The 25,856-nt window shown below is 54.0% G+C and carries 29 protein-coding genes; 18 read left to right on the top strand and 11 right to left on the bottom strand.

The window, feature by feature from the left end:
* Positions 1-156 precede the first annotated feature (156 nt).
* The gene (locus PN477_RS12335) at positions 157-909 is read right to left on the bottom strand and encodes a class I SAM-dependent methyltransferase (RefSeq protein WP_272116195.1); all 753 of its coding nucleotides are present in this window, start codon (positions 907-909) and stop codon (positions 157-159) included.
* 247 nt (positions 910-1,156) lie between these two features.
* On the opposite strand from PN477_RS12335, the gene PN477_RS12330 reads away from it, so the two are divergent.
* Together PN477_RS12330 and PN477_RS12325 are read left to right on the top strand one after the other, a co-directional pair.
* Positions 1,157-2,602, top strand: coding sequence for an aminotransferase class I/II-fold pyridoxal phosphate-dependent enzyme (locus PN477_RS12330; protein WP_272116193.1), 1,446 nt, complete (start codon positions 1,157-1,159; stop codon positions 2,600-2,602).
* 91 nt (positions 2,603-2,693) lie between these two features.
* Positions 2,694-3,506 carry a Uma2 family endonuclease gene (locus PN477_RS12325; protein ID WP_272116191.1) on the top strand — a complete coding sequence of 271 codons (813 nt, stop codon included), beginning with the start codon at positions 2,694-2,696 and terminating at the stop codon, positions 3,504-3,506.
* Between the two features lie 8 nt (positions 3,507-3,514).
* On the opposite strand, the gene PN477_RS12320 is transcribed toward PN477_RS12325, so the two are convergent.
* Together PN477_RS12320 and PN477_RS12315 are read right to left on the bottom strand one after the other, a co-directional pair.
* Positions 3,515-3,937, bottom strand: a complete 423-nt coding sequence (locus PN477_RS12320) for an HNH endonuclease (protein ID WP_272116190.1) — start codon at positions 3,935-3,937, stop codon at positions 3,515-3,517.
* A complete protein-coding gene (locus PN477_RS12315) occupies positions 3,934-4,224 on the bottom strand; it encodes a hypothetical protein (protein ID WP_272116188.1) in 291 nt (96 codons plus the stop codon). Before PN477_RS12315 ends, PN477_RS12320 begins: the two co-directional genes overlap by 4 nt.
* Between PN477_RS12315 and PN477_RS12310 the strand changes: the two genes are divergently transcribed.
* The 5 genes from PN477_RS12310 to PN477_RS12290 all read left to right on the top strand — a co-directional run bounded on the left by PN477_RS12310 (position 4,223) and on the right by PN477_RS12290 (position 7,994).
* The gene (locus PN477_RS12310) at positions 4,223-4,372 is read left to right on the top strand and encodes a hypothetical protein (RefSeq protein WP_272116186.1); all 150 of its coding nucleotides are present in this window, start codon (positions 4,223-4,225) and stop codon (positions 4,370-4,372) included. The genes PN477_RS12315 and PN477_RS12310 overlap by 2 nt on opposite strands.
* A gap of 113 nt (positions 4,373-4,485) precedes the next feature.
* Positions 4,486-4,716, top strand: coding sequence for a hypothetical protein (locus PN477_RS12305; protein WP_272116184.1), 231 nt, complete (start codon positions 4,486-4,488; stop codon positions 4,714-4,716).
* A gap of 4 nt (positions 4,717-4,720) precedes the next feature.
* The gene (locus PN477_RS12300) at positions 4,721-5,233 is read left to right on the top strand and encodes a hypothetical protein (RefSeq protein WP_272116182.1); all 513 of its coding nucleotides are present in this window, start codon (positions 4,721-4,723) and stop codon (positions 5,231-5,233) included.
* A gap of 399 nt (positions 5,234-5,632) precedes the next feature.
* On the top strand, positions 5,633-6,139 hold the full coding sequence (locus tag PN477_RS12295; RefSeq protein ID WP_272116181.1) for a hypothetical protein: 507 nt from the start codon (positions 5,633-5,635) through the stop codon (positions 6,137-6,139).
* A 136-nt stretch (positions 6,140-6,275) separates the two neighbouring features.
* Entirely contained in the window at positions 6,276-7,994 is a 1,719-nt protein-coding gene (locus PN477_RS12290) for an iron uptake porin (protein ID WP_272116179.1), read from the top strand.
* 176 nt (positions 7,995-8,170) lie between these two features.
* On the opposite strand, the gene PN477_RS12285 is transcribed toward PN477_RS12290, so the two are convergent.
* A complete protein-coding gene (locus PN477_RS12285) occupies positions 8,171-9,040 on the bottom strand; it encodes an NAD(P)-dependent oxidoreductase (protein ID WP_272116197.1) in 870 nt (289 codons plus the stop codon).
* Between the two features lie 129 nt (positions 9,041-9,169).
* Between PN477_RS12285 and PN477_RS12280 the strand changes: the two genes are divergently transcribed.
* Positions 9,170-10,285 (top strand): TFIIB-type zinc ribbon-containing protein, encoded by a 1,116-nt coding sequence (locus PN477_RS12280; RefSeq protein WP_272116177.1) that lies wholly within the window; start codon positions 9,170-9,172, stop codon positions 10,283-10,285.
* Positions 10,286-10,317: 32 nt separating this feature from the next.
* On the opposite strand, the gene PN477_RS12275 is transcribed toward PN477_RS12280, so the two are convergent.
* Complete coding sequence (locus PN477_RS12275) at positions 10,318-10,482, bottom strand: hypothetical protein (protein ID WP_272116175.1); 165 nt, start codon at positions 10,480-10,482, stop codon at positions 10,318-10,320.
* Complete coding sequence (locus PN477_RS12270) at positions 10,479-11,762, bottom strand: SPFH domain-containing protein (RefSeq protein ID WP_272116173.1); 1,284 nt, start codon at positions 11,760-11,762, stop codon at positions 10,479-10,481. Before PN477_RS12270 ends, PN477_RS12275 begins: the two co-directional genes overlap by 4 nt.
* Before the next feature lie 144 nt (positions 11,763-11,906).
* Here PN477_RS12270 and PN477_RS12265 point away from each other — a divergent pair, with 144 nt between their 5' ends.
* The 5 genes from PN477_RS12265 to PN477_RS12245 all read left to right on the top strand — a co-directional run bounded on the left by PN477_RS12265 (position 11,907) and on the right by PN477_RS12245 (position 14,971).
* On the top strand, positions 11,907-12,251 hold the full coding sequence (locus PN477_RS12265; protein ID WP_272116172.1) for a cupin domain-containing protein: 345 nt from the start codon (positions 11,907-11,909) through the stop codon (positions 12,249-12,251).
* A 67-nt stretch (positions 12,252-12,318) separates the two neighbouring features.
* Positions 12,319-12,507 carry a hypothetical protein gene (locus tag PN477_RS12260; RefSeq protein WP_272116171.1) on the top strand — a complete coding sequence of 63 codons (189 nt, stop codon included), beginning with the start codon at positions 12,319-12,321 and terminating at the stop codon, positions 12,505-12,507.
* An 8-nt stretch (positions 12,508-12,515) separates the two neighbouring features.
* Complete coding sequence (locus tag PN477_RS12255) at positions 12,516-12,983, top strand: GNAT family N-acetyltransferase (protein ID WP_272116169.1); 468 nt, start codon at positions 12,516-12,518, stop codon at positions 12,981-12,983.
* 17 nt (positions 12,984-13,000) lie between these two features.
* Positions 13,001-13,747 (top strand): HEAT repeat domain-containing protein, encoded by a 747-nt coding sequence (locus PN477_RS12250; RefSeq protein ID WP_072619626.1) that lies wholly within the window; start codon positions 13,001-13,003, stop codon positions 13,745-13,747.
* Positions 13,748-13,762: 15 nt separating this feature from the next.
* Positions 13,763-14,971: a molybdopterin molybdotransferase MoeA gene (locus tag PN477_RS12245; protein ID WP_272116165.1), complete on the top strand. Its 1,209-nt coding sequence runs from the start codon at positions 13,763-13,765 to the stop codon at positions 14,969-14,971.
* Here PN477_RS12245 and PN477_RS12240 read toward each other — a convergent pair.
* Complete coding sequence (locus PN477_RS12240; RefSeq protein WP_417158802.1) at positions 14,962-15,651, bottom strand: TerC family protein; 690 nt, start codon at positions 15,649-15,651, stop codon at positions 14,962-14,964. The genes PN477_RS12245 and PN477_RS12240 overlap by 10 nt on opposite strands.
* A gap of 131 nt (positions 15,652-15,782) precedes the next feature.
* On the opposite strand from PN477_RS12240, the gene arsH reads away from it, so the two are divergent.
* Positions 15,783-16,427: an arsenical resistance protein ArsH gene (gene arsH, locus PN477_RS12235; protein WP_272116161.1), complete on the top strand. Its 645-nt coding sequence runs from the start codon at positions 15,783-15,785 to the stop codon at positions 16,425-16,427.
* Positions 16,428-16,510: 83 nt separating this feature from the next.
* Here arsH and PN477_RS12230 read toward each other — a convergent pair whose 3' ends face one another.
* From PN477_RS12230 to aroB, 3 genes are all read right to left on the bottom strand, one after another.
* A complete protein-coding gene (locus PN477_RS12230) occupies positions 16,511-16,879 on the bottom strand; it encodes a c-type cytochrome (RefSeq protein WP_272116159.1) in 369 nt (122 codons plus the stop codon).
* 209 nt (positions 16,880-17,088) lie between these two features.
* Positions 17,089-18,147, bottom strand: coding sequence for a pyruvate dehydrogenase (acetyl-transferring) E1 component subunit alpha (gene pdhA, locus PN477_RS12225; RefSeq protein WP_272116156.1), 1,059 nt, complete (start codon positions 18,145-18,147; stop codon positions 17,089-17,091).
* 65 nt (positions 18,148-18,212) lie between these two features.
* Positions 18,213-19,319, bottom strand: a complete 1,107-nt coding sequence (gene aroB / locus PN477_RS12220) for a 3-dehydroquinate synthase (RefSeq protein ID WP_272116154.1) — start codon at positions 19,317-19,319, stop codon at positions 18,213-18,215.
* Positions 19,320-19,394: 75 nt separating this feature from the next.
* Here aroB and petL point away from each other — a divergent pair, with 75 nt between their 5' ends.
* The 4 genes from petL (at position 19,395) to PN477_RS12205 (ending at position 23,920) form a co-directional block, all read left to right on the top strand.
* The gene (gene petL / locus PN477_RS21000) at positions 19,395-19,487 is read left to right on the top strand and encodes a cytochrome b6-f complex subunit PetL (RefSeq protein WP_439637893.1); all 93 of its coding nucleotides are present in this window, start codon (positions 19,395-19,397) and stop codon (positions 19,485-19,487) included.
* Between the two features lie 114 nt (positions 19,488-19,601).
* Positions 19,602-21,224, top strand: a complete 1,623-nt coding sequence (gene prfC, locus PN477_RS12215) for a peptide chain release factor 3 (protein ID WP_272116152.1) — start codon at positions 19,602-19,604, stop codon at positions 21,222-21,224.
* 170 nt (positions 21,225-21,394) lie between these two features.
* Positions 21,395-22,264, top strand: a complete 870-nt coding sequence (locus PN477_RS12210; protein WP_272116149.1) for a transglutaminase family protein — start codon at positions 21,395-21,397, stop codon at positions 22,262-22,264.
* Between the two features lie 240 nt (positions 22,265-22,504).
* The gene (locus tag PN477_RS12205; RefSeq protein WP_272147309.1) at positions 22,505-23,920 is read left to right on the top strand and encodes a B12-binding domain-containing radical SAM protein; all 1,416 of its coding nucleotides are present in this window, start codon (positions 22,505-22,507) and stop codon (positions 23,918-23,920) included.
* Positions 23,921-23,971: 51 nt separating this feature from the next.
* Here PN477_RS12205 and PN477_RS12200 read toward each other — a convergent pair.
* Positions 23,972-25,856: class I SAM-dependent DNA methyltransferase (locus PN477_RS12200; protein ID WP_272116145.1), on the bottom strand; the 1,885-nt coding region annotated here is incomplete at its 5' end.

Raw genomic sequence — 25,856 nt, 5'->3', positions numbered from 1 at the left:
TGCATCCCACTTTTGCAGATTCATATTGCTCGCCAGGTAGAACCCTCATCCCCAGCCCTTCTCCCGCAGGAGAAGGGAGTCAAAAGCCCTCTCCTGCGGGAGAGGGTTGGGTGAGGGGTTGCACAACTGGGATGCACCCGATCAATGATTTAACGGCTACGCAATTTTACGGGCAATATAGACCCCATAACTGATGTAGTCTCGATAGGTTTTATATAGGTCAATTTCGTGCCGTTCTGCGGCAACGATCGCTGCTGCCGCCTTGCTGTGATTATGTCGCGTTAAAAAGTCATCAAAGCGATCTTCCATCGGGTGATAATAGGTCTCTAACCAAGAAGATTCCGGCAAAATGAAATATCCAATTGGGGCATAGCCATGCTGTTCTAAAACGCTCATTTTTGCCGATGCCACATCCACTTCAGGATATTCCGCCTGCCAATGATCTTGGAGTTCACGGGGGCGCGATGCCGTGATCCAGGTCAGTTCAGAAGCGACCAAAATACCGCCCGGTTTCAGATAACGTCGCCACTGGTTAACCCCATTGGCAAACCCAATATTGTAGATTGCACCTTCTGACCAAATCACATCAAATTGCTCATCCTCAAAGGGCAAATCATCCATCGAAGCGGCCAGGGTTGTGATTTTTTCGGCAATGCCTTGCTGCTGTGCGTGCTGTTCGAGAATCTCTAAAAATTCCGGCAGGAAATCCACCGCCGTAATCTGAGCATTTAACTGTTGTGCTAACACCAGCGTTGAAGCCCCGGTTCCACATCCCAAATCGGCAATTTTTAGCGGTGTGGCGGGGTCTAATTGGGCAAGATTGAGGGCCATTTCAGTGGCGGCAGCACTGCCCGGCCCTTGACGATCGCCGCTTTGATGGAGGTCGATCAGCAACGTATAATCATCCATTGGTTCTGTTGAAAATGTTTGAAGGGTGCAGAGGGATAGGATCGCCGCCCGTCATGCGCATCACAGGGTGCATCCCACTTTTGCAGATTCCCATGGCTCGCCAGGGAGCACCCTCATCCCCAGCCCTTCTCCCGCAGGAGAAAGGAGCCAAAAGTCGTCTCCTGAGGGAGAGGGTTGGGTGAGGGATTGCATAACTGGGATGCACTCGCATCACACGCGATCGCCCCCCTTTTTCGCACGCCATATTATGACCCGATCCAGCCCCGATTTACCACTGTTAACCCAACTGATCGCCGCCGCCCAACGGGAACACGCCCCCTTTTATGCACCGGGTCACAAGCGGGGGCGAGGCTTTTCGGCGGCGATGGCGGCACTGTTGCAACAGGCGGCGGCCTGTGACTTGCCGGAGTTGCCGGAGTTGGATAATTTGTTTGCGCCAGAGGGTGTAATTGAGGCGGCCCAAGACCTCGCGGCGGCAACCTTTGGGGCAGAGCGGACGTGGTTTTTGGTGAATGGGTCGAGCGGCGGTTTGATCGCGGCAATGTTGGCAATTTGCGGAGAAGGCGACAAAATCATCCTGCCGCGCACGGTGCATCGGTCGGTGATTTCGGGGTTAATCCTCTCCGGTGCGATGCCGGTGTTTCTCAATCCGCCCTACGATGGAGCGCGGGATTTGAGTTATGGAATCACGCCGGAAGCTGTGGCGCAAGCGTTGCAGGAACATCCCGATGCGCGGGGGGTGTTGGTTGTGTATCCCACCTATCAAGGGGTCTGTGGGGATTTGGGGGCGATCGCATCCCTCACCCATGCCCACGGTGTGCCGTTAATCGTCGATGAAGCCCACGGCCCCCATTTTGGCTTTCACCCCGATTTACCGCCGTCGGCCCTCAGTTTGGGCGCAGATCTGACGGTGCAATCCACCCACAAAGTCCTAGGGGCGTTAACCCAAGCCTCGATGCTTCACGGCCAGGGCGATCGCATCCCCTGGACTCGTCTCAATCGCTGCCTCGCCCTCATCCAAACCACCAGCCCCAGCTATCTCCTCCTCGCCTCCCTCGATGCCGCCCGCGCCCAAATGTCCGATCAGGGAACCGACTTAATGGGCCAAACCCTCGCCCTCAGCGATCGCGCCCATGCCCATCTCGCACCCATCCCTCATTTGGACGTTTTAACCATGCCTGATCCTGCCCTGCCGGGGTTTTGGCAGAGCGATCGCACCCGGTTAACGCTGTTTGTGGATCGCCTCGGTTGGGACGGGTTCGCCGTTGATGACTGGCTCCACACTACCCAAGGCGTAACGGCAGAACTTCCCCTCGCCCGCCATCTCACCTTTATCCTCAGCCTCGGCAACACCGTTGCCGATGTGGATTGCCTCGTTGCGGCCATGGCGCAACTCCCGCCCCGCGAACCGTTGCCCCCGTTGCCAACCCTCACGCCACCGTTACCGCCGATCCTCCTCTCACCCCGCGCCGCCAGTTTTGCCCCCACGGCATCCGTTGCGATCGCCACCGCCATCGGTCAACCCTGCGGTGAGTTGATTTGCCCCTATCCGCCGGGGATTCCCGTGTTAATGCCAGGGGAGGAAGTGACGGAGGGTGCGATCGCAACACTGCACCAGATCAAAACCCTCGGCGGCCAACTCACCGGCCTCAGCGATCCAAGTTTGGAAACACTTCAAATCATCACCCCGTAGGTACGAAAAATAGTTCACCCCGACGCTCTGCCCAATGCTTTGGGGTGCGCTATACAATATTGGCTAGAACACAATAACTATGGTGTTGCCTATGACTCCCCCAACGACCGCAAACAACCTCAACACGCCAGAGGTCTGGGTTCCGGAGTTACCCCCCACTGATCTCATTTTTGATGATGGAGTCCCCTTGGAAAGTAATCGTCACCGTCTTGCGATGAATGTACTCATCGACTCGGTTTATGCTGCCCTGAAACCCCGTGAAGATTTTTATGCGGGGGGTAATATGTTTGTCTATTACAGCTTGGCGCAGATTAAAAACCGCGATTTTCGTGGCCCTGATTTTTTTGTAGCGCTCAATGTGGACGGTAAAAAAGAGCGTCAGGGTTGGGTCATTTGGGAGGAAGATGGCAAATATCCCGATGTGATTGTGGAGTTAATGTCACCTTCGACGGCAACTGTTGACCTAACGGCGAAGAAAGAGATTTACGAGCAACGTTTTAGTACCAGTCATTATTTTGTGTTTGACCCGTTTGATTCGCGATCATTACAAGGTTGGGCACTTCAAAATGGTCAATATGTAGCGTTGCAGCCCAATGATCAAGGGTGGCTTTGGTGCGAGTCTTTAGGGTTGTGGCTTGGCACATGGTACGGCCCAATTTTGCAGGAAACAACGGATTGGTTACGGTTCTATTTCCCAAATGAGCAGTTGGTTTTGTTGCCACGAGAGCGGGAGTATGAACGGGCGGAACAGGCTGAAGCGCAGGCGCAGCAGGAGCGGCAGCGGGCGGAACAGGAGCGAATTCGAGCAGAGCAAGCTGAGGCACAAGTGCAGCAGGAGCGGCAGCAGAAGGAGGCTTTGCGGGCGAAGTTGCGGGAGTTGGGGGTTGATCCGGATGGGTTGTGATTAGATAGTTAGGGTACTGCGTATCTTCCCTTTAAAATTAATAGTTGCCGTTCGACGATACGACGTTCATCATTGAAACCCAAAATTCGTGCTGTTACCTCACCCACTGATGTTTTAGCAATAATCGTTGCATCATTAAGCTGAAAATGATCAGTCCAATTATCGTTTCTCGGATTGTAAAATCGCACAAATTCTTTGGTTTCCAAAATCACTGAACCCACATCACTACCTTTGTACCGATTACAAAAGACACATGCATAGGCAAGATTTTCTGGTTCATTGGAGCCTCCATGCTTGAGACTAATAATGTGGTCGATCGCGCAGCCTAAAATGGTGTCTTTCTCACTGATGAGACAGTATTCACAGCGATTCATCGCCCGCTCACTCACTAAGCGGCGCGTTGATTCAGAGAGGTACGGACGACTGGTCATGATTCCGTTAAATTGTCCTCGGCTGCTACGTTGCTGTTTGGGGCATCGGGCAAATGGTCATAGGCACGGGCTTTGGTGAGGCGGAGAATGTGTTCTAGCAGTAGATAGTGGTCGAGTTCAGATTTCTCGTTGTTGCTGAGTCCGGTGGTCTTTTCTTGGAAGATGAGGTCAGCAACACGATCTTGGACGGTTGCTGACGGCTGGAAATTAATGATGTGCTGGGGACTGGGGCCAGCCGCAAAAAAGTTGATGATTTCTTCGTAGGCAATGGGTAGGGAGGGCATCATGGGATTGTCAGGTTGGTTTACCCTTAATGTATCAAAGCTGGTGGGGAGGCGATCGCTCCTCTCTGACCTCACCCTAGGCGATCGCATCTACAGAGTCCGACATGGAACCCAAACCCCAAGGGGCGATCGCTGTCCTGTGGTGGTGTGATTGTGATCACTTTTTCTTGACGGGGGTTTTTAGGATGACTATATTCGTATTTAGAGTTTCTCGATCTATTACTTTAATTTCCCGTGTTAATATTCTCCGATTGCCGGAAATTTGTGTTTCTTTCCGCTCCTGTGTTGCCGTTGGGGTGGGTGGGGGCGTTGGCTGAAACCCTGATGGCTGTAGGGGGGGGGGTAGGTTTTGCCCTCGATTTAAGGGGTGGGGCGACGGTCGGCGGCGACTATTTTTTAGTCGGAGAGTATTTAGGGTTTGATTCTGGCTTTGGCCGGGTGAGCGTTTGGCTCATCCGGCTCTTTTGTTGTTGTTTCTTTTTTGGAGGTTTCTAAACCCATGCAAGCTTTAAATCCGAGTAACCTTGTGATTGTAATCCCGTTCCCAAAAGATGAAGAATGCGACCTTGATAAGGACGCAAAGGCGATGTGGTTGGAATTCAATAAACCTGAAATATGTAGTACTATCAAAGGAACAATCAATCAAAAAATCAATAGCATACAAATTCTTCATCAAGAAGATCAAAATTATGAATGCACACAAAATGATCATGTGATTCTATTTGCTCATGGAGGCAAAAAACATACCAATCTAGTTAATAATCAAGGCAAAGAGATCACTAGAGAAAATGCAGCTAAAATACTCCTAGGCATAAAAGCCGATATTGCCAAACAAGTATATTTTATGTGTTGCTTCTCTAGCTTAGAGGGACATATTGGTGATTTTTGGAAACAGAAATACTCAAGTCAAAACGAAAAAATTTACGGTGCCAGGACTGATGTTTCTACGTTTTATTCCGGTACGAGACGGAGTATTACGAAGGTTTGTTCGGCTCTCCAAATCATTGAATAGAGCATGAATCTTAATCATCATAGTTTTTTGTATACCAATCTTTGAGATGCTAGACTCATCATTGTTACGGGTTCAGTGTTATCCACATCCACAATCTTTTTTGGGTTTTTTCGCCTTACTGCTCACATTAGAAATTTCAACACCATTAAAAAAATGAAGCCACTCTTTTCAACTCAATGTGTCGCTTTTTCTCTTTCTGCTGGTCTTGCTTTGGTTTCAATATTAACCAACTCTGCACCCAGCGAAGCGCAAGTTACGATCAATGTAACCGGAGGAAGTGTTTCTGGCAATTATATACTTCCTGATTTGATACGAAATCCCACTGGAACACTCATCACCCCCTATGGCGTTTATACCGGGCCATTTGCCGCAGGAGAGACCAATAATAGGGCCTTCGCTATGTTCGTATCAACGGAGTTTCAATCTTTCGGCAATGTCACTGGTAATCCTGGTAATAATGAGTTTACGGGCAACGCTTATGTGAACGGCACATCAACCCCATTTGCTGGCAACCTCAATCTCACGGTAGATTCAGCTTGGCTTACTCCTGGCAACGTTTCCAAAAACATTACGGGCGGCACAATCACCCTGAACACGCCCAACACCCTCACCGGGTTCTCCTTTGAAGCCCCCGTCACGCCACCAACCGTCACGCCACCAACCGTCACGCCACCAACCGTCACGCCACCAACCACACCCACCGCAACAACATCCACCCCAACACCGTCAACCGTAGAAATCCCCCAACTCACCGCCACCACCTTCACTATCCCCGAACCCCTCACCGAACCCGGCGGGCCAGGACAAAGCCTGTTGCGTTCCCAGGGGCAACAACCCCAACAATTCCGACCCAACGGCGTACATACCCGCATCATCCCCACCTGGACACCCGGTTTGTATCAATAACCCGGTTTCGTAAAACCATCAAGGGCGCAAACATTGCGCCCCTACAGTTCCTCGTAATCCGTAGGGGCGGATTGCATCCGCCCTCTGCTCCGACCAACGCGCCATACCTTGACCTAACGGGAAACCACCAACCCCAATGGGTGCAAGCATTGCGTCCCTACCCAATATTCCGAAACTCAAAAAATATTTTGCCCCCGTGAACCCATCCCTTAACCCGATTCCCCTAACCGTCGCCATCACCCTCGCCCTAGCAACCCCCGCCCCTGCCCAAACCGCCCCGACCCTCGCCGACCTCCTCAGCCCCGACACCATGGGCCAAGTAACCGGGGTGAATCAATTGAGGGATGTTGATCCCAGCGATTGGGCCTATGCCGCCGTGAACGACCTGATCCAACGCTACAACTGCATCCAAGGCTACCCCAACGGCACATTCCAAGGGCAACGCCCCCTCAACCGCTACGAATTCGCCGCCGGACTCAATGCCTGCGCCCAAACCCTCGAAACCCTGCTCGCGGAAAACAGCGATCGCGCCACCCGTGACGACCTCGAAACCCTGCGCCGTCTCATGGAGGAATTTCAAACCGAACTCGCCACCCTCGACAGCCAAATCGACACCCTCGAAAGCCGCGTTGATTTCCTCAGCGATAATCAATTTTCCACCACCACCAAACTCTACGGCCAAGTCGTGATGGGACTCCAAAGCCGCTTTGGGAACAGCGCCGATGCCCAAAAAGCCGACGGAACCTTTGGCAGAGACGGCAACCCCGACACCCGCGATCCCAACGACGAAATTAGCTTCGGCTACAACGCCCAACTGACCCTACTCACCCAATTTAATCCCCGTAGCTTCCTCCTCACCGGACTGCAAGCGGGCAACCTCAACACCAGCGACTTCACCAGCAACTTTGGGCTGCTCAATAACAATTTCACCCGCCTCGGCTACGAATCCAACACCAACAATGACCTGATCCTCAGTGATGTCAGCTACCGTCAACTGCTCACCGATAACCTCGCCATGATTGTTGGCCCCGCAGGCGTGAACCCCGTTAACGTCTTCCGAGGCCCCTCACGGGTCGAAAGTGCCGGATTTGGCCCCCTCTCCCGCTTCGCCCAACGCAACCCGATCAAACAAATCGGCGCACCCACCGCCGGGATCGGCTTCGACTGGCAACCCTCCCGCACCATTAGCCTCCAAGGGGTGTATGCCGTCCCCTTCGCTAATGCAGCCCCGGCGGGTCTTTTCAACGATAGCTACGTCGCCGGGGTGCAAGCTTTCCTCACCCCCACCAACAGGATTGATCTCGCCCTGTATTATCTCCATTCCTATTCCGGCTCCAACGCCGGACGACTACAAACCGGGGTCGGCGATAGTGATATTTCTTCATTCACGGCAGCGCGATTTAATACCGATGCCTTTGGCGCAACGGCCAACTGGGCCATTACCGAGGGTGTCACCTTGGGCGGTTGGGTGGGGTTCACCACCTCGCGCCAGGTCAATTATGCCGGATCGGTGCAAACGAATAACTGGATGGTATCGCTGCAATTTCCCGATCTCTTGGGTCAGGGGAATTACGGCGGGATTTTCTTTGGCGTTCCGCCTCGGATTACCGAGAGCAATTTAACCGTGAATGGGGTGTTAACGGGGAATTTACCGAGCATTTATGAGGGGAATTTACAAACAAACACCAATGGCGGGCGGCGAGACAGCACCTATCACCTCGAAGCCTTCTATCGCTGGCAATTGTCTCGCCATATTACCCTCACCCCTGGCGTGATTGTGTTGTTGAATTCGGGGCATAACGCCGGGAGCGATCCGATTGTGATTGCGGGTTTACGCACCACGTTTTCGTTTTAAGCCCGGTGCGTGACTGAGGGGTGGGCGCGATCGCATTAGCCCTAGTACAGAGTCAAGGCTTAATATTCGGATTGTATTGAATGTCCAACGCTCAACGTGACGGTGCGTTACGCTTCGCTAACAGCACCCTACAAACATCCTGATTCTTGGTATCGACGCTGCCCTAGGCCTGCGGGTTAACTTTCTCGATAGGCGCGGATCATGGCTTGGGTTCCTTGTTCTGCGCCACCGAGGGCTTCGACTTCCTTAAAGAGGCGATCGGCGTATTGGGTTCCCGGCAACTCTTGCGAACCTCCGGCGGCGATTTCCTGCACTAAGCGCAAGTCTTTGAGGATGTGTTTCACCATGAAGCCGGGATCAAAATCACCCTCGGCCACTTTCATCCCCAGATTTTCCAACGTCCAAGATGCCGATGCGCCACGATTGCAGACATCGACAATTAACTGGGGGTCAATGCCTTGGGTTTCGGCCAGGAGCATCGCTTCACAGACTCCGACGAGGTTCATCGCGCCAAGGATTTGATTGCACATTTTCACGGCTTGGCCGTTGCCCACGCCGCCGCAGTGGGTGACGGCTTGGCCCATGGCGGCAAAGTAGGGTTGGGCTTGCTCAAAATCCGCCGCATCGCCCCCCACCATGATCGTCAACTTGGCATTTTTCGCCCCCACATCCCCGCCGGATACGGGTGCATCGAGGAAGCGGAACCCCTGGGCGGCGAGTTTTGCGCCGATGTCGCGGGCTCCGTTTGAGCCGATGGTGCTCATGTCGATGATCAGGGCGTTGGCGGGGGCGAATTGGGTGACTTCGCCGACGAGGACGGCTTCGACATCGGGAATATCGCCGAGACAGGAAATGATTACAGGGGTATTTTGTACCGCGTCCTGAAGCGTTGCGGCGATCGCAACGCCAGCGGCGGCGGCGATCGCACTTCCCGGTCGCTCAGGGGTGCGATTCCAGCCTGTGACACTGTAGCCCTGTTTCGCGAGGTTGGCCGCCATATAGCCGCCCATCACCCCTAGTCCTAAAAATGCGATCGCTTCACTCATGGTCAACTCCTGGTTCTGTGCTCCCGTTATTTTAGGAAACTTTGGGAAAACGCTGAGGACATCGCCACCCGGATTAGATTCACCTACACTCGAAAAGAGTCCCCTATTCTCTCCCCTCACGCCGTTGCTATGACTGATGAGATTAAACGCTTTCCCTGTCCCCAATGTGGCGCAGACTTAGCCTTCAGCCCGGATGTGGCCCAGTTGCAATGTCAATATTGCGGTTGGGAAGATGCGATTCCAGAGGGCAACACGGCAGCGATCGCGGAACAGGACTACAATGCCCACCGCCAACGCTTCACCGTCGAGGCATCCCAACTGAGCACCCTCTCGCAAACGGCCCTAGAGGTGGACTGCGACAACTGCGGCGCGGCGATTACCTTTGAACCACCCCAAACGGCGGGGACTTGTCCCTTTTGTGCCGCTGCGATCGTTGCCCAAGCCCATACTGCTAACCCCGTGATCGCGCCCCAGGGCGTGGTTCCCTTCAGCATCGGGCGACGCGAAGCCCTCAAGCAGTTTAAACAGTGGCTCAAAGCCCAATGGCTCGCCCCCAATAACCTCACCAAACTCGCCCAAGGGGAACAACTGCAAGGCATGTACCTGCCGTTTTGGACCTATGATGCCGACACCGCCAGCCGCTACCGAGGCGAACGGGGCGAATATTACTACACCACCGAAACCTACCAAACCACAGACTCCGAGGGTAAATCCGTCACCAAAACGCGACAGGTGCGCCATACCCGCTGGTATCCGGCGCGGGGTCATGTGTCGCGGTTTTTTGATGATGTGTTGGTGGCCGCGAGTACGGCGGTGGAGCGTCAACGCCTCGATGCCTTGGAACCCTGGGGATTGCCGGGATCATTGCAGCCCTATAATGCGTCGTTTTTGGCGGGGTTTGAGGCCCAGCGGCCCCAGGTCAGTTTAGAGGAGGGGTTTCAGCTTGCCAAGGGAGTGATGGATGCGCAGATTCGCCGCGATGTGGAACGGGATATTGGCGGCGATGATCAGCGGGTGCATTCGGTTTCAACCCAGTACGATCGCGTGACGTTTAAGCATATTTTGCTGCCGGTGTGGTTGACGGCCTATCGCTACAACAACAAGCAGTTTCAGGTGTTGATCAATGCGATCACCGGGGAAGTCCAAGGAGATCATCCCTACAGTGTGTGGAAGGTGACGCTGTTGGCGATCGCGGGCTTGATCGGGGCGGCGATCGTGGTCTGGCTGATCATGAAATACGGGTAATGGGACAAGTTCGTTAAGGGCAGGCAAGGGGCTTAAGCCCCTTGTTCTAGAGTCTCTGATTGTCCTAACTGTTGATGTTGAAGGGGGTTAGGATTGTCAAGGGTTGAATCACGGTGCGATCGCACTTCTTCGGCCCGCGTGGTCTGGGTCTGAGGATTAGCGATCGCACCCTGAGCGGCAATAATTCGCCCCGTCAATCCGTAATCAGATCCGCCAAATCAGGAATCTCCCGCGCCCGTTGCCAATCCCCTTGGCCGCTGCGCCACACATTCGTCCGCCCCGTCACCCCCTGCTCCACCAATTGGGCTTTGGTAAATGGCCCCGTCCGCTCGCCGCTGCGGAATATATACCATTCCGGTGTTTCATCCGTCGGGGGTGGCGGTGGTGCATCGGCCATGGGCGGCGGCGGTGGTGCAGCCGAGGGCATCGGCGGCGGCGGCAGCAAACTCGCCAACGTTGGAACCTGGGCCGCCGGTTGCCAACTGGGCATCCCTTGACACCACACCAACGTTTCCGGGGTTAAACCTTGTTGGGCCAACTGGTGCGGGGCTGCCGGGCCGATCTGCTGGCCGTTTTTGGACATATACCACTGGTTAGCCGTGGGGGGCGGTGGCGGTGCAGCCGGTGCAGCCTGGGGTTGCATGGCGTTGGCCATCTGTTGCCCCATCGCCATCCCCATCCCCATCCCCATGCCGGGATTGCTGCCGCCGGGTTGTTGGGAAAAGTTTTCGATCGCTTCCGCCGTTTGGTATTGGGTATATTGCTGCATATCCCCCAAAATGCCCATCGAAGACCGTTTATCCAGGGCCTCTTCAACATTTTTCGGCAGGGAAATATTCTCAATCGTTAACTGCGCAATCTCCACCCCCAACGGCGTAAAGTCGTTTTGGACAGCCGCCTTCACCTGGTCGCCCATCTGTCGATAGTTGGCGGCAAAATCCAGTAGGGCGATCCCGGAACTGGCCACCCAACTCGTGACGGAAGGAACAATCACATTACGCAAATGATTGCTAATTTCATGGACTTGAAAGAGTCCATCGGTGCCAATCACTTGCTCTAACAAAAAGCGTGGATCGCTGACGCGAATGCTGTAGGAACCAAAGGCCCTAATCCGCACCGGGCCCATTTCACTGTCCCGGATCATGATCGGGTTAGATGTGCCCCATTTCAAGTCAGAAAAAATACGGGTACTGAAGAAATAAACTTCCGCTTTGAACGGGGATTCAAAGCCATATTTCCAACTTTTTAAACTGGTGAGAATCGGGAGGTTGCGGGTGTAGAGTTCATAGGTTCCTTCGGTGAACTCATCGGCCACAAATCCCTCGTTGACAAAGACGGCTTTTTGACCGGGACGAACGATTAATTTTGCCCCTTGTTTAATTTCATTATCTGACCGTTCAAAGCGGTAGGCAATGGTGTCGTTGGTGTTGTCTAACCATTCGATAATGTCAATTAGCTGACGTCCAAACAAGCCCATATTGATCTATGCTCCATTGGCGAAATAGTTACGATTCGTTACGTTTTAGCAACTCACCCATCTGCTCAATTGGTTCTATCCTAGCCAAAGCTGTTCTGAAACGCATCTAGACTTGATCAGGATGAGAGGGAGGGAGAAAAGACGGTGAAATATACGAGTTTACATCGCCAAGTTGCGACTTCAGTGTCCCACAATGGCGCGATCGCGAAAACGGTATTGCTGGCCCCAGGGGAGGCCGAACCCGTGATCCAATTTGCCCAAGCCACATTTCCCCCCGGTCAAATTGCGCCGAGCCATGCCCATGGGGATATGGCGGAGGTGTTTTTTGTCGAGTCGGGCTGGGGGGAGATTGTGATTGAGGAGCAGGTGCATCGCCTGGAGCCGGGGGTTTGTGTGCTGGTGGAACCCCAGGAACGCCATGAGGTGCGCAATACGGGGACGGAGCCGCTGGTGTTGACCTATTTTGGGGTGCGATCGCCCGCCCGCTGATCCCAGCGAAACGATACACTAAGAACGGTTTTTCTCTTGATACCATCCTCGCTATTCAGGTTTTTTTATGGTCGCTTTTTTACGTCAAGTCATTGCACCGTTGCTGGTGGTGCTGATTTTTGTGGTGGCATTGGTGGCGGTGAGTGCGCGGATTTGGCTGCCCTCGGACATGATGGCCCCCGCGCCGGTTTCCGCCGAAGATGCCCCCAATGCGCCCCAATGGATCATGCCGTCGGAGTCTAATCCCCAGGGGTGAATCTGCCGATGGGGTATCAGTGGCAGGTGGGCACGGTGGGCGATCGCCTGGCCTTAATTGACACCTTGCTCGCCGCCTATCGTGAAATCTTCCCCCACCAACACCAGTTTGATCACCTTGTCCCCACCCTGGACTACTACCTCAGCGCCAAAACGCCGCTGCGGTGGGTCATCCATGGCCGGGAGCGAATCGGCTGCATTTGGTGGGGCCATGCGGTCGAACAGGTGAGCGGCGATCGCTACGTTCACATTTTTTTACTTTACGTCGTGCCAGCCCATCGACGGCGCGGCATTGGTACGGCATTGATGGATTTAGCCCAAGCCTGGGCAGCCCAAGAGGGCTATCGCAAAATTGGCTTACAGGTATTTGCAGAAAATCAGGCCGCTTTATCTTTGTATAATCGTCTTGGCTATCAACCCCAATCTGTACTGATGCTGAAGGCAATTCCCCAGAACAGTCCGGTTGATGTTCCGTGAACCCAGATGTAACCCCGATGAACGACGACGAATTGAGCCTCCTGAATTTTGAGAGCGAACTTGATGATCCTTTGGATGAATTGGATCACGTTCCGGCGATCGCTCCTCCTGATCCAGAGGCCATGTTGGCGTTGTTGACCGCAGAGGACAATGCCCAACGGATCATCGCTGCCCGCGCCTTTAGTGAAATTCGAGATCCCCGCGCCATTCCCCACCTGATTCGGCTGTTAACGGATGTCTGTCCGTTGGTGCGGGTGAGTGTGGCCTATGGGTTGGGGCGCAATCCGTCCGAAGCGGCGGTAGAACCCCTGATCCGGCAATATTACGGCGATTTTAATGGCTACGTGCGCAAAGGGATTGTGTGGGCCTTGGGGAATTGTCGCGATCGCCGCGCCGTCCAACCCCTCCTCCATGCCCTCAAAACCGACATCCCCGCCGTCCGCCTCTGGGCCGCCAGTGGCCTCGCCCAGATCGCCCACCTCGACTACAACGACATCATCACCGCCCTGCCCCCCCTGATTCAATCCCTCCACCGCGATGCAATTCCCGCCGTGCGTAGTAATTGCGCCTGGGCGATCGGGCAACTCTGCCGCGAACTGCCCTCCAATGTGGTCTATGCCACCGCGATCGATGCCCTCTTAGAATCCCTCGTGGAAGATCAAGACATGGGCGTGACCGAAGATGCCAAAGCCGCCCTGTTGAAAGTGGGCGATCCCCGTGGTTTGCAGATGATCGAAGATTTAGAACTCGAAGGATTGGTGTAGTGTGAAACTATGGTGATGATTGCCGTTGACCAGGCCGAAGCGCAGATTTTAGACCTCGTGCAGCCGATCGCAGAAATGGAGACCATTTCCCTGATGACCGCCACCGGGCGCATCTTGGCCCAATCCGTCACCAGCAACGTGGATTTTCCCCATTGGGATAATTCGGCGATGGATGGTTATGCGGTGCGGGCGGCGGATGTGGTGACGGCTCCGGTGACGCTGACGGTGGTGGAAGAGATCCCGGCGGGGGTGCAGCCCCAGCAACACCTTGAACCAGGACAAGCGGCGCGAATTTTTACCGGGGCGATGCTACCGGAGGGAGCCGACACGATCGCCATCCAAGAAGAAGCCACCAGGGACGGCGATCGCGTCACCCTCCACACCGCCCCTCGCCCCCAAGCCTTTGTCCGTCACCAAGGGGAATTTTGCCAGCGGGGGGATGCCCTCTTAACCCCCGGAACCCCCATCGGCCCGGCAGAAATCGCCGTTTTGGCCACGGCCCAAGCCGCAAAACTCACGGTCTATCGTCGTCCCAAGGTGGCCATTTTCTCCACCGGCAATGAACTCGTCCCCCCCGACGGCATCCTGCAACCCGGTCAAATTGTCGATTCTAATCAATACGCCCTCGCCGCCTTTGTCTCCCAACAGGGCGCGATTCCCCTCCCCTTGGGGATTGTGCCCGATGACCCCCAGCAACTCCGCGCAACGATCCAAAGTGCGATCGCCCAAGCGGATATCGTCCTTTCCACGGGGGGCGTTTCCGTCGGGGATTATGACTTTATTGATCAACTTCTGACGGAATTAGGCGGCGAAATTCACATTCAGAGCGTCGCGGTGAAGCCGGGCAAACCCCTCACCGTGGCCACGTTTCCCGGCTGTCTCTATTTCGGCATTCCCGGTAATCCCGTTTCAGCATTGGTGAGTTGTTGGCGGTTCATTGCCCCAGCCTTGCGGAAATGTTCCGGGCAGCGGGGGCCGTTCACGCCCCTGTTTGCCACGGCGGTCACTGAACAGGAGTTAAGGGCTGGGGGACAGCGGGAAACCTACCTCTGGGGTAAATTCACCTGGCAACAGGGCCACGGAACCTTCGCCCTGGCGGGGGGCAGTCACAGTTCAGGCAATTTGATGAATTTGGCGGAAACCACGGGGTTAGCGATCGTGCCGGTGGGGGTGACATGCATCGCCGCAGGGGAAAGGGTGCGGGTGATGGTGGTTCAATCTTGATAGCGAATATCAGATTTGCGGGAAAATCCCCAGGTAAAAATAGCAGCGATCGCAATCACCATGAACCACTCCGGCAGATTAAAGCCCGGAACCATGACCCGCATCAATAACCGCGTCCCCACCATCGCCACGGTTAGATAGCCCGCTTCTTCCAGGCGGGGGTATTCCCGCAACCACCGTAAAAATAACTCGGTTAAAAACCGCAGGGCAATCACCCCCAAGGTTCCCCCGGTAATAATCAGCCAGGTTTGATCCGAAACAGCGATCGCCGTCGTCACACTATCGAGAGAAAACGCCAAATCCGTCAAAGCAATCACCGGGATCGCCTGCCAGAGGGACGCAAACGTAAAACCATGGGAGGTGCGATCGTCGGTTTCTGCCGCCCGATAGTAACGCCACACTAACCAGAGCAAGTAAAGCGCCCCGATCAATTCAAACTGCCAAAACTGCTGCACCCAGGTCGCCGTCACAATCAGCGTCATTCGCAACACATAGGCCCCCAGCAAGCCAATATTGAGCGCTCGTCGCTGCACTTGGGGACTGTCTAAGCCTTGGGCAATGGAAGCCAGCGCCACCGCATTATCTGCCGAGAGCACAGCTTCTAAAATGACGAGGATCAGCAGCAGAAACGGAGTATGAAGGTACTGGACAAAAGGAGACTGCGCTAATTCATTCAGCATGGAGAATTGAGAAAAAGATTGCATGAAAATTCCTCACTTAGCCTAACGCTTTTCGCCCCGTTGCGAGGGTGTGGCAAACCCCCAAGGGCTGTACCATAAGGCACGAAACCCACACAATCAAGGTATCAACCATGAGCACAGGCTTTGAGCATCAACCCCGTATTCTGTTCCTCTACGGCTCCCTGCGAGAACGCTCCTACAGTCGCCTGCTGGCTGAAGAAGCGGCCCGGATTATGGCAGGATTTGGCGCAGAGGTGAAATTTTTTAATCCGAGGGGGTTACCGCTCCATGGCGCAGAACCAGAGACCCATCCGAAGGTACAGGAATTGCGGGAACTGTCCCTCTGGTCAGAAGGACAGGTGTGGTCAAGTCCGGAACTCCATGGCAATATTTCGGGGTTGATGAAAACGCAGCTTGATTGGATTCCGTTGAGTTTGGGGGCGATTCGTCCGACTCAGGGGCGCACGTTGGCGGTGATGCAGGTGTCGGGGGGGTCGCAGTCGTTTAATGCGGTGAATACGATGCGGCTGTTGGGGCGGTGGATGCGGATGTTCACGATTCCGAATCAGTCCTCGGTGGCGAAGGCTTATCAAGAGTTCCATGAAGACGGCACGATGAAAGAATCGGCCTATCGCGATCGCGTCGTTGATGTGATGGAGGAACTGTATCGCTTTACCCTGCTGTTGCGGGATCAAGTGGATCACCTCACCGATCGCTACAGCGAACGCAAAGCCAACGCCGCCGCCCCCACACCCCCCACAAATCCCACCCAGTAAACGAGCAGCTTGAGGGGAATGTGATCCAACCGTGGGCAAGGCCGCGATCGCTCCAAACTCTCGGCCCTGTTAATCCTGAATCGTTACAAGCGTTTGAGATAGCTGAGGAGATCGGCCATGTCCTGGGGTTTGGGTTGAAATTTCGGCATGGGGGGCGTTTCGCCGCTAATCACTTGATGGATGATCATGCGATCGGACTTGTGGCGGGATAGGTTTTCTAAACTCGGCCCCACATCGCCAGTGGCGTAGATGCCGTGACAGCCTGCGCAATTAATTTCAAAGATGGCATGGCCGCGCTCCGGGTCACCGCTTAAGGGCAACACACTTTGCAGATAGGGATCTCTCCCTTGAAATAAGTACAGCCCAACTCCCAAGAGAATCACACTCACAAGGGTGACCACGATGACAAGCGATCGCTGCGCAAAAGAAGAAGGGGCGGACGGGTTGGTCACAAGTCTATTGAATTCAGTAGGGGCGAAAAGCGGCAACCTTTAACTCAGCCATTCCCTGGGTGAATGGATACACGGTCTGAAGGTTGCCGTTTCAATTAATAAACATAACTTAAGTTTCGTAAACTCGTGAAGACCAAGGCTAAGAATCGCCCGACGCAAAAGGGGCCGTAGCCCCTTTAATTGCCCAATCTTGAATTGTGCCGAGTTCGTTAGTCTTCGGCGAAAATGTAGCGACGCAGTTCGCTGGGGTCGGGTTCAGGGCTGTTTTCGGCGAATTCGACCGCATCATCAATTTCAGCTTGTACCTTGGCATCGATCGCTTCGAGTTCCGCCGCTGTTGCGAGGCCCCGCGCTTCTAAATCTTTCGCCAAACGTTTGATCGGGTCACGGGAGAACCAAAATTCTTTCTCTTGGGCGGCACGGAGTTCGTCCGGGTCAGCGAGGGAGTGACCCCGGAAGCGGTAGGTGAGGGCTTCGATCAGGGTGGGGCCTTCCCCAGCGCGGGCCCGCTCCACGGCTTCGAGGGCGACTTTGCGCACGGCGAGCACATCCATGCCGTCCACTTCCACGCCGGTCATGTTGAAGACACTGGCTTTTTTGTAGATTTCCGGTTGGGAGGTGGCGCGATCGTGGGCCATGCCGATCGCCCATTTGTTATTTTCCACCACATAAAGAATCGGCAACTTCCACAGGGCCGCCATATTCAAACATTCAAAAAACTGCCCGTTATTACTCGCCCCATCCCCAAAGAAACAGGCCGTCACCTGATCGGCGTTGGGGTCGTTCATCATTTCGCGGCGATATTTCGATTGGAACGCGGCCCCGGTGGCCACCGGAATTCCTTCGGCGACGAAGGCATAGCCGCCCAGTAAACGATGTTCAGCGGAAAACATATGCATTGAACCGCCCCGGCCTTTGCTGCATCCCGTCGCTTTCCCGAACAGTTCCGCCATCACTTCCCGCGCCGGAACCCCCGCGCTGAGGGCATGGACGTGGTCGCGGTAGGTACTCGATACATAGTCTTCATCCCGACGCATCGCCCGGATTACCCCCGTAGAAACGGCTTCCTGTCCGTTGTAGAGGTGGACGAAGCCGAACATTCTGCCGCGATAATACATCTCTGCACATTTGTCCTCGAATAGGCGACCCAGCACCATATCCTCGTAGAGCATCAGCCCTTCTTCTTTGGTGAGGGGCAGAGAACTGGTGTCAATGTGGGGAACAATGCGTTCAGATTCTACGGATTGGGCGATTGTCTTGTCTGTCATTATGCGAACCTTAATGAATGTCGTACAGGGGCAGCCAGCATCCAGGCAGGCTTAATTATAAAGGATTAGGGCATGGCGGATTGACAGGCTTTGATCACCGTTTTGAGGGTGGCGGTGGGGACTTGGTCGGTGATGGTGACGGCTCCGATCGCGGTGGGGAGAATGAACCGGACTTTGCCGGCTTGGACTTTTTTGTCGTTTTGGAGAATGTTGACGAGGTCTGCGATCGCTAAAAAATCCGGAATCGTCGTCGGTAACCCCGTTTTCATAATCAGAGCATCCTGACGTTGGGACAAAGCGCGATCCCAGAGATTAAGCTCGACTCCCAACTGACCCGCCGCCACCATCCCGATCGCCACCCCTTCCCCGTGGTTGATCACCTTATACCCCGTCAAACTTTCCACCGCATGGCCGAGGGTATGACCATAGTTCAGAATCGCCCGCAGCCCCCCTTCCCGTTCATCCTGGCGCACCACATCCGCCTTCGCCTGGCACGATCGCACCAAAATCGTCTCTAACAGCGCCGGATCGATCGTCTGAACCGCATCGAGGTGTTCCGCCGCTTCCAGTTGCGCGAACAGATCCGCATCCCAAATCACCCCATATTTAATCACCTCCGCCATCCCCGCCCGAAACTCACGGGGGGGCAGGGTGTCTAAAACAGTGGGATCGATGTAGACCAGTTTGGGCTGATAGAACGCGCCGATCAGGTTTTTACCCCGTGGATGATTCACCCCCGTTTTGCCCCCCACCGACGCATCCACCATCGCCAGCAGCGTCGTTGGCACTTGCACAAAGTTCACACCCCGTAACCAGGTCGCCGCCGCAAACCCCGTCATATCCCCAATCACGCCGCCACCGAGGGCGAGGAAGGTGGAATTGCGTTCCAAGCGATGCTCTAGGGCCGTGTCGTAGATTTTTTGGATCGAGTTGAGGGTTTTGTAGCGTTCCCCCACAGGGATTAAATGGGTGATCACCTCGAATCCGGCGGCGGTAAGGGACTCGCGCACGGTGTCGCCGTAGTATTGGTTAACGATGCGATTGGAAACGAGGAGAATTTTGTGACCGAGTCCTAAGGGGGTGAGAGCCGTGCCGATCTCCGGGAGGGAACCGGGTGCGATCGCAATATCGTAGGCATTTTCAGGAAGATCAACACGAAGAACTGCGGTCATAGGAACGGGTACAATACGTAAAACGGTTTAAAATACAGGCCTTTTAGTGTAATTCATTTTGCAGGAGAACCCCCCATGGCAGTTGTGGTCTATTTCGGTATTTTGGCAGTGTTCACGGTGATTGCGATCGGTTCATACAAAGCCTTTCGCGGTATCGGATTGATCTAGCTCGAAAAGATAGGCAAGGGGCTTAAGCCCCTTGTTCCTCTCACCAGGTCTATAGAGTGGGCATTGCCCACCACAATTAACTGCCTGCATCGCCTCCATTCATTTCCTCACCCCATGCCTGAACTCGATCCCGAACTCCAGCAAGCCGTTGATTGTCGGCGCAACTTTGCAATTATTTCCCACCCGGACGCGGGGAAAACCACCCTCACCGAAAAACTCCTGCTCTACGGGGGAGCGATTCACGAGGCGGGGTCAGTGAAAGCACGGCGGGCCCAGCGCAAAGTGACATCGGACTGGATGGAAATGGAGCAGCAGCGGGGGATTTCGATTACCTCGACGGTATTGCAGTTTAGTTACAGCAACTATCAGATTAATTTGCTCGATACGCCGGGCCACCAGGATTTTAGTGAAGATACCTATCGCACCTTGGCGGCGGCGGACAATGCGGTGATGCTCATTGATGCGGCGAAGGGGTTGGAGCCTCAGACCCGTAAATTATTTGAAGTGTGCAAGTTGCGATCGCTCCCCATTTTCACCTTTGTCAATAAGATGGATCGCCCCGGTCGTGATCCGTTGGAATTACTCGATGAAATTGAGCAGGAATTGGGGCTGCAAACCTATGCGGTGAATTTTCCGATTGGGAGCGGCGATCGCTTCAAAGGCGTGTTTGATCGTCGTCAACAAAAAATTCACCTCTTTGAACGGCAGGCCCACGGCAGCAAAGCCGCCACGGATACCACGATGAATCTTGATGATCCCCGCCTGGTGGATCTGCTTGACCCGGATCTGTACGAAAGCCTACAAGAAACCCTCGAAATTCTCGACGAAATCGCCCCGGATTTTGACCTTGAACAGATCCACGCGGGCACAATGACCCCGGTGTTTTTCGGCAGTGCGATGACCAATTTCGGCGTGCAACTGTTTCTCGAATCGTTCCTCGATTACGCCCTCAAACCGGAGGGGCGCAACTCCTCCAAGGGCGAAATTGATCCCACCTATCCCGACTTCACCGGCTTTGTCTTCAAACTGCAAGCCAATATGGACCCGAAACACCGCGATCGCGTCGCCTTCATTCGCGTCTGTACCGGCAAATTTGAAAAAGACATGACCGTCAGCCATGCCCGCACCGGCAAAACCGTGCGCCTGTCGCGCCCCCAAAAACTCTTTGCCCAGGGCCGCGAATCCCTCGATGTGGCCTATCCGGGGGATGTGATTGGCTTAAATAATCCGGGGGTGTTTGCGATCGGCGACACGATTTATCAAGGGAAAAAACTGGAATACGAAGGCATCCCCTGTTTCTCCCCGGAACTCTTCGCCTACCTGAAAAACCCCAACCCCTCCAAATTCAAACAATTCCACAAAGGGATCAGTGAACTCCAAGAAGAAGGCGCGATCCAAATCATGCACGCCGCCGATGAATTCAAACGCGACCCAATCCTCGCAGCGGTGGGGCAACTGCAATTTGAGGTGGTACAGTTCCGGCTGACCAATGAATACAACGTAGAAACACGCCTCGAACCCTTGGGCTACAGTGTGGCGCGGTGGGTGACGGGGGGCTGGGAAGCGTTGGAAAAGGCGGGGCGGCTGTTTAATACGATGGTGGTGAAAGATCTGTGGGGGCGGCCGGTGTTGCTGTTTAAAAATGAGTGGAATATGCAACAAATTGTGGCGGATCACCCAGAATTGAAACTCAACGCCACCGCTCCGGTGGGGTCAGGATTGCAACCGAGCGCCTAGTGCTTTAGAGCGCACTTGACACGCACCCTGAGCGGAGTCGTTGGCGAAGCCTCCTGTTAGGGATAGGGTAAGCGGCCCGGCTATCTCCTCCGGAAACGCTGCGCGAACGACTTCGCTCATCGCTCAGCCCTCGGTTTTATCCTTGGTTTGAGACACTATAGTTTAGGATTATGCGCTATCATATCCGCCACGAAACCACCTACCGCTACAGCGATCGCATCATCCTTAAACCCCATCTGATCCGCCTTTATCCTCACGGAGACGCGAGACAACGGCTAGAGCAGTGGGAATTGCAAGTCACGCCGGAACCCGTGGGGCGATCGCAATTCACCGACCTCGACGGCAACACCCTCACCAAGATCTGGTTTCACGACCCCACGCCCACCCTGACGATCACAGCGGTGATGACCGTCGAAACCCTGCAATCCAACCCCTTTAACTACCTCCTCGATCCCTGGGTGATGACCCTTCCCTGGGACTATCCCCACAGCCTCGCCGCCCAACTCACCCCCTACCTCCAGCCGGTGCAAGCGAGTTTCGATCCGGGGGCGATCGCCCTCGCCCAAGACCTCCACAGCGACAGCCAGGGCAATACCCTCGACTTCCTCAACCGCCTCAACCAATGCCTTTACACCGATTGGGACTATATCTATCGGGACAGCGGTGCGCCTTGGCTGCCGGGGGTGACGCTGCGCCGCCGTCAGGGGTCTTGTCGGGATTGGGCGGTGCTGTTTATGGAGGTGTGCCGCAGTGTGGGAATACCGGCGCGATTTGTCAGCGGCTATCAGGAGGGCGATCGCGACCAAAGCGATCGCGACCTCCACGCCTGGATTGAGGTCTATCTCCCCGGTGCAGGCTGGCGCGGCTATGATCCCACCCAGGGGTTATTAGTGAGCGATCGCCATATCCCCCTCTGCGCCAGTGCTGACCCCCAATTCACCGCCCCGATCACCGGCCAAATCACCCCCAGCCAACTCCCCCCACCCCAACCCGTGACGACGACGATGGAAAGTGCGATCGCGCTAGAGTGGCTCACCTAGGGAGCCTCTGGCTCACTAATGCCGAATCTGAACGAGGGCAGCGAGCTAGAAGCTCGCACTACAGAAGATTTACCGTCATGGTAGTGTGAGCCTCTGGCTCACTCCTGCCAGAGCCAGACTCGCAACTTCGGTGAGGATGAACACGCTGTAGTATCTCGCAATAATTCTTGATGGGGCACTAGATGGAATCGAATTTCCTGGGGGTGAGGGTGGGTGAATACTGTATTTTTTACCCTTGCCATGCGTATCAAGATGATTCTCCCGGCGCTCACCGAAGCCCTCAGCCCCCATTGGCGACCGATTAAATATTCCCTCTTTCCGCCCTTGGGGTTAGCAACGATCGCATCCTTCTGCCCCGACGATGCCGAGATCGAGCTTCAGGATGAGCATGTGCAACCCTTGACCTTGGATGATGACCCGGATCTCGTCGTGATTCAGGTCTATGTCACCTCCGCTTACCGAGCCTATGAACTCGCAGATCACTACCGAGCACAGGGGGCCTATGTGTGTTTAGGGGGTCTCCATGTCACAGCCTTACCGGAGGAAGCCGCCCAGCACGCTGATACGATTTTCCTCGGCCCCGGTGAGGATACCTGGCCGCAGTTTTGGGCAGATTGGCACGGTGGGACGGTGCAGCCGGTCTATGGTTCCACGGTGCGATCGCTCCTTGGTGTGCCGCCGATTCGCCGCGACCTGATTCAGCGCGATCGCTATCTCGTGCCCAATTCCATCGTCGTCTCGCGGGGCTGTCCCCACCATTGCGACTTTTGTTATAAAGGTGCGTTCTATCAGGGGGGCAAATCCTTCTACACCCAAGCGGTGGACGAAGCCTTGGCGGAAATTGAGCGGTTACCGGGGCGACATCTCTTTTTCTTAGATGATCATCTCTTTGGTAATGCTCAATTTGCCGAGAGCTTATTTGAAGGGATGCGGGGCATGAATCGGGTGTGGCAGGCGGCGGGAACCGTTCACGCCATTTTAAAACCCGGTTTGCTAGAAAAAGCGGTGGAAAGTGGGCTGCGGAGTTTATTTGTGGGCTTTGAAACCCTCAACGAAGCCAATCTACGGGAGCAGCATAAATATCACAATCTCAACCGGGACTACACCGCTGCAATCCGTCGCCTCCATGAGTTTGGGGTGATGATTAACGGGAGTTTTGTCTATGGCATGGATGAGGATGATCCGTCTGTGGGCGATCGCACTGTGGAATGGGCCGTCAGCCAGGGCATCGAAACTGCTACCTTTCACATCCTCACCCCCTATCCCGGCACGGCTCTTTACGATCGCATGGCCGCCCAAGGCCGCCTCCTCCATCACCATTGGCCGGATTACGACACGCGCCATGTGGTGTTTCAACCGGCCCGTATCGATGCGGCAGCGTTGGAATCGTTGTATTGGCGATCGTACCAGCAGTTTTATCGTTGGTCGGCAATTTTCCAAGGGGCTTGGCAAAAACCCACCTGGGAGCATCGCGCCCGCCATCTCTTCTATGCGGGAGGCTGGAAAAAGTTTGAACCGCTGTGGGACATGATTATTCGCGCCGAACAGGTGGCGAAAATTAGCCCAATGTTGGAGCGAATTTTAGCCGGGTTGCCAGGAGTGCGATCGCCATCTCTCGCCCGCCCGATCCAACCCATCCCCCAAGCACAACCCTGATTTTGATTGTCCAAAAATTAATTTTGTGGGATGGGCTTCCCGCCCGTCCGCTTACTGGGGGGCCCAAGGGCCGATCACAGTTTCCCCGGCTTCTTCTTTGGCGGCAAGTTCAAGATTCAGGGTTAACAGTTTTTCGAGGAGGTCATCGTTGGGCTTAAATCCGTAGGCTTGGAGAACGAGTTTATCGAGTTGTTGATGGAGTTTATACAGTTGGCTGGCGGGTTCATCAAAGTAGGCGTTATAGAGTTTGGTGATTCCCCATTGTTTGCGCTCCATTTGCTCGCTGCGATACTCATGCAATGCTGTGGCCGTCGCTCGAATTTTCTCAACAATTTTCGGCGTTGGAGTTTGCGGAAATGGGAAGGTTTCAAAACAAGTGTTGTGGGTGTAACGAGTATCACCTTTTAGGGTTGAGCTTTGCGCTTTGACCCAAACCCGATGAGTCTTAGACGTTAAAATTCCCAAAACATAAAAATCATCAGATGCAACAGGCTTTGTTGCTTTACCTGGTATTGAGTCCGGGTAACAAACTAAAAAAATAAACCATTTTGACGTTTCCGGAACAGCAAAATAGTGAGGAAGCTCAAAAATAGAGCACCGCATTTTAGGTGCATTTTCACCAAACTTCCACCAATTGATTCTGCGGGTTTCACGACGATTTTTATCTCTGATAGGCTTCACATTTTCTCGTATGTGCTTAAATGGTAGTTTATATTGACTAGCTTCTTCAATGGATAAATCATCAAAATCTATGATCCATCTATTGGGTTTGCCATTGGGAACTTTGGCAAGGTTTGAACCATCCAAGAAAAGCCTTAGTATATTTTGGTTTCTTGCATCACTGCTGATCCAACTTAATGCTGTCTCTTCTGTGATCAAGAAATCTTTGCCTCCGGGCATAATCCCTTGAAAACAATGGTTGGAATTGGCTTTTAATCGTTTGGCTTGTGATACATCTTGACTTGACTTCAAAGCAGAATTAATATGTTTTACTTTTTGGTTATCTAGGAAATTACTATTACTTTTACTATAACACCAGTTAACAATACTAACGTGTACATTAGCATCTCCAGACCAAGGCTGTGTTGAGACAGCTTCGTGAATTAAAGCTCCATTTTGCGTAATATAGTCAAGACCAGCAATACGTGTTTTACCTTGACTAACTGTGTTAGTGCCAACTAGACCCCCCCTACCTTTTTGCTCTAGATGGCTATGAGCAAGTCGAAACCAATAGCTACAAATATCTACTTGATCTATAACATCATCAAATTTAGAGAAGATTTTGTCTGCGTACTTATCACCTAATTCTTTTCGCATTCGATAGCCACCCAAAAACGGCGGATTTCCAATGATCGCATCTGCTTTCGGCCATTCCGTAAATAACGCATCCTTACAAACAATATTTTGATCCAACGTATCCAACGGTAACGCCGACTCAAGCAAATCCAATCGATCGATCGCCACCTTTCGCGCAATCATCAACGTCACCCGCGCCAACTCCACCGCAAACCGATTATTGTCAATTCCAAAAAACTGTAACGGAGTCACAAAACCGATCTGCCTTTGTCCCGTATTTGACCGCCGCCGCTCCGCAATCTTATCCAGCAAATCCTGCTCAATTTGCTTTAACTCCTGATACGCCAAATAAAGGAAATTCCCCGACCCACAAGCCGGATCAAGCACCCGATAATTCCGTAACTCCTCCTGTAAAATCGTTAACTCCTCAATCGTATTCGCCCCTTCGATCCGCTCCTCCCAATAGCGCGAAATCGTCGGGCGAACAATCTTCATAATATCCGCCTCCGAGGTGTAGTGAATCCCGTGGGCGTGACGCTCCCCCACATCGATCGCTGATTCAAAAATATTCCCAAAAATCGCCGGGCGCACCTTCCCCCAATCCTCCAGCGCCGCCACCTCCAACACCCGCAACTCCTCC

The organism is Spirulina subsalsa CS-330 (assembly GCF_028330765.1).
In the GTDB taxonomy this organism is placed as follows: Bacteria; Cyanobacteriota; Cyanobacteriia; order Cyanobacteriales; family Spirulinaceae; genus Spirulina; species Spirulina subsalsa_A.
Note: the sequence above shows the minus strand (reverse complement) of the source record. Positions and strands in the feature narration are given on the sequence as shown.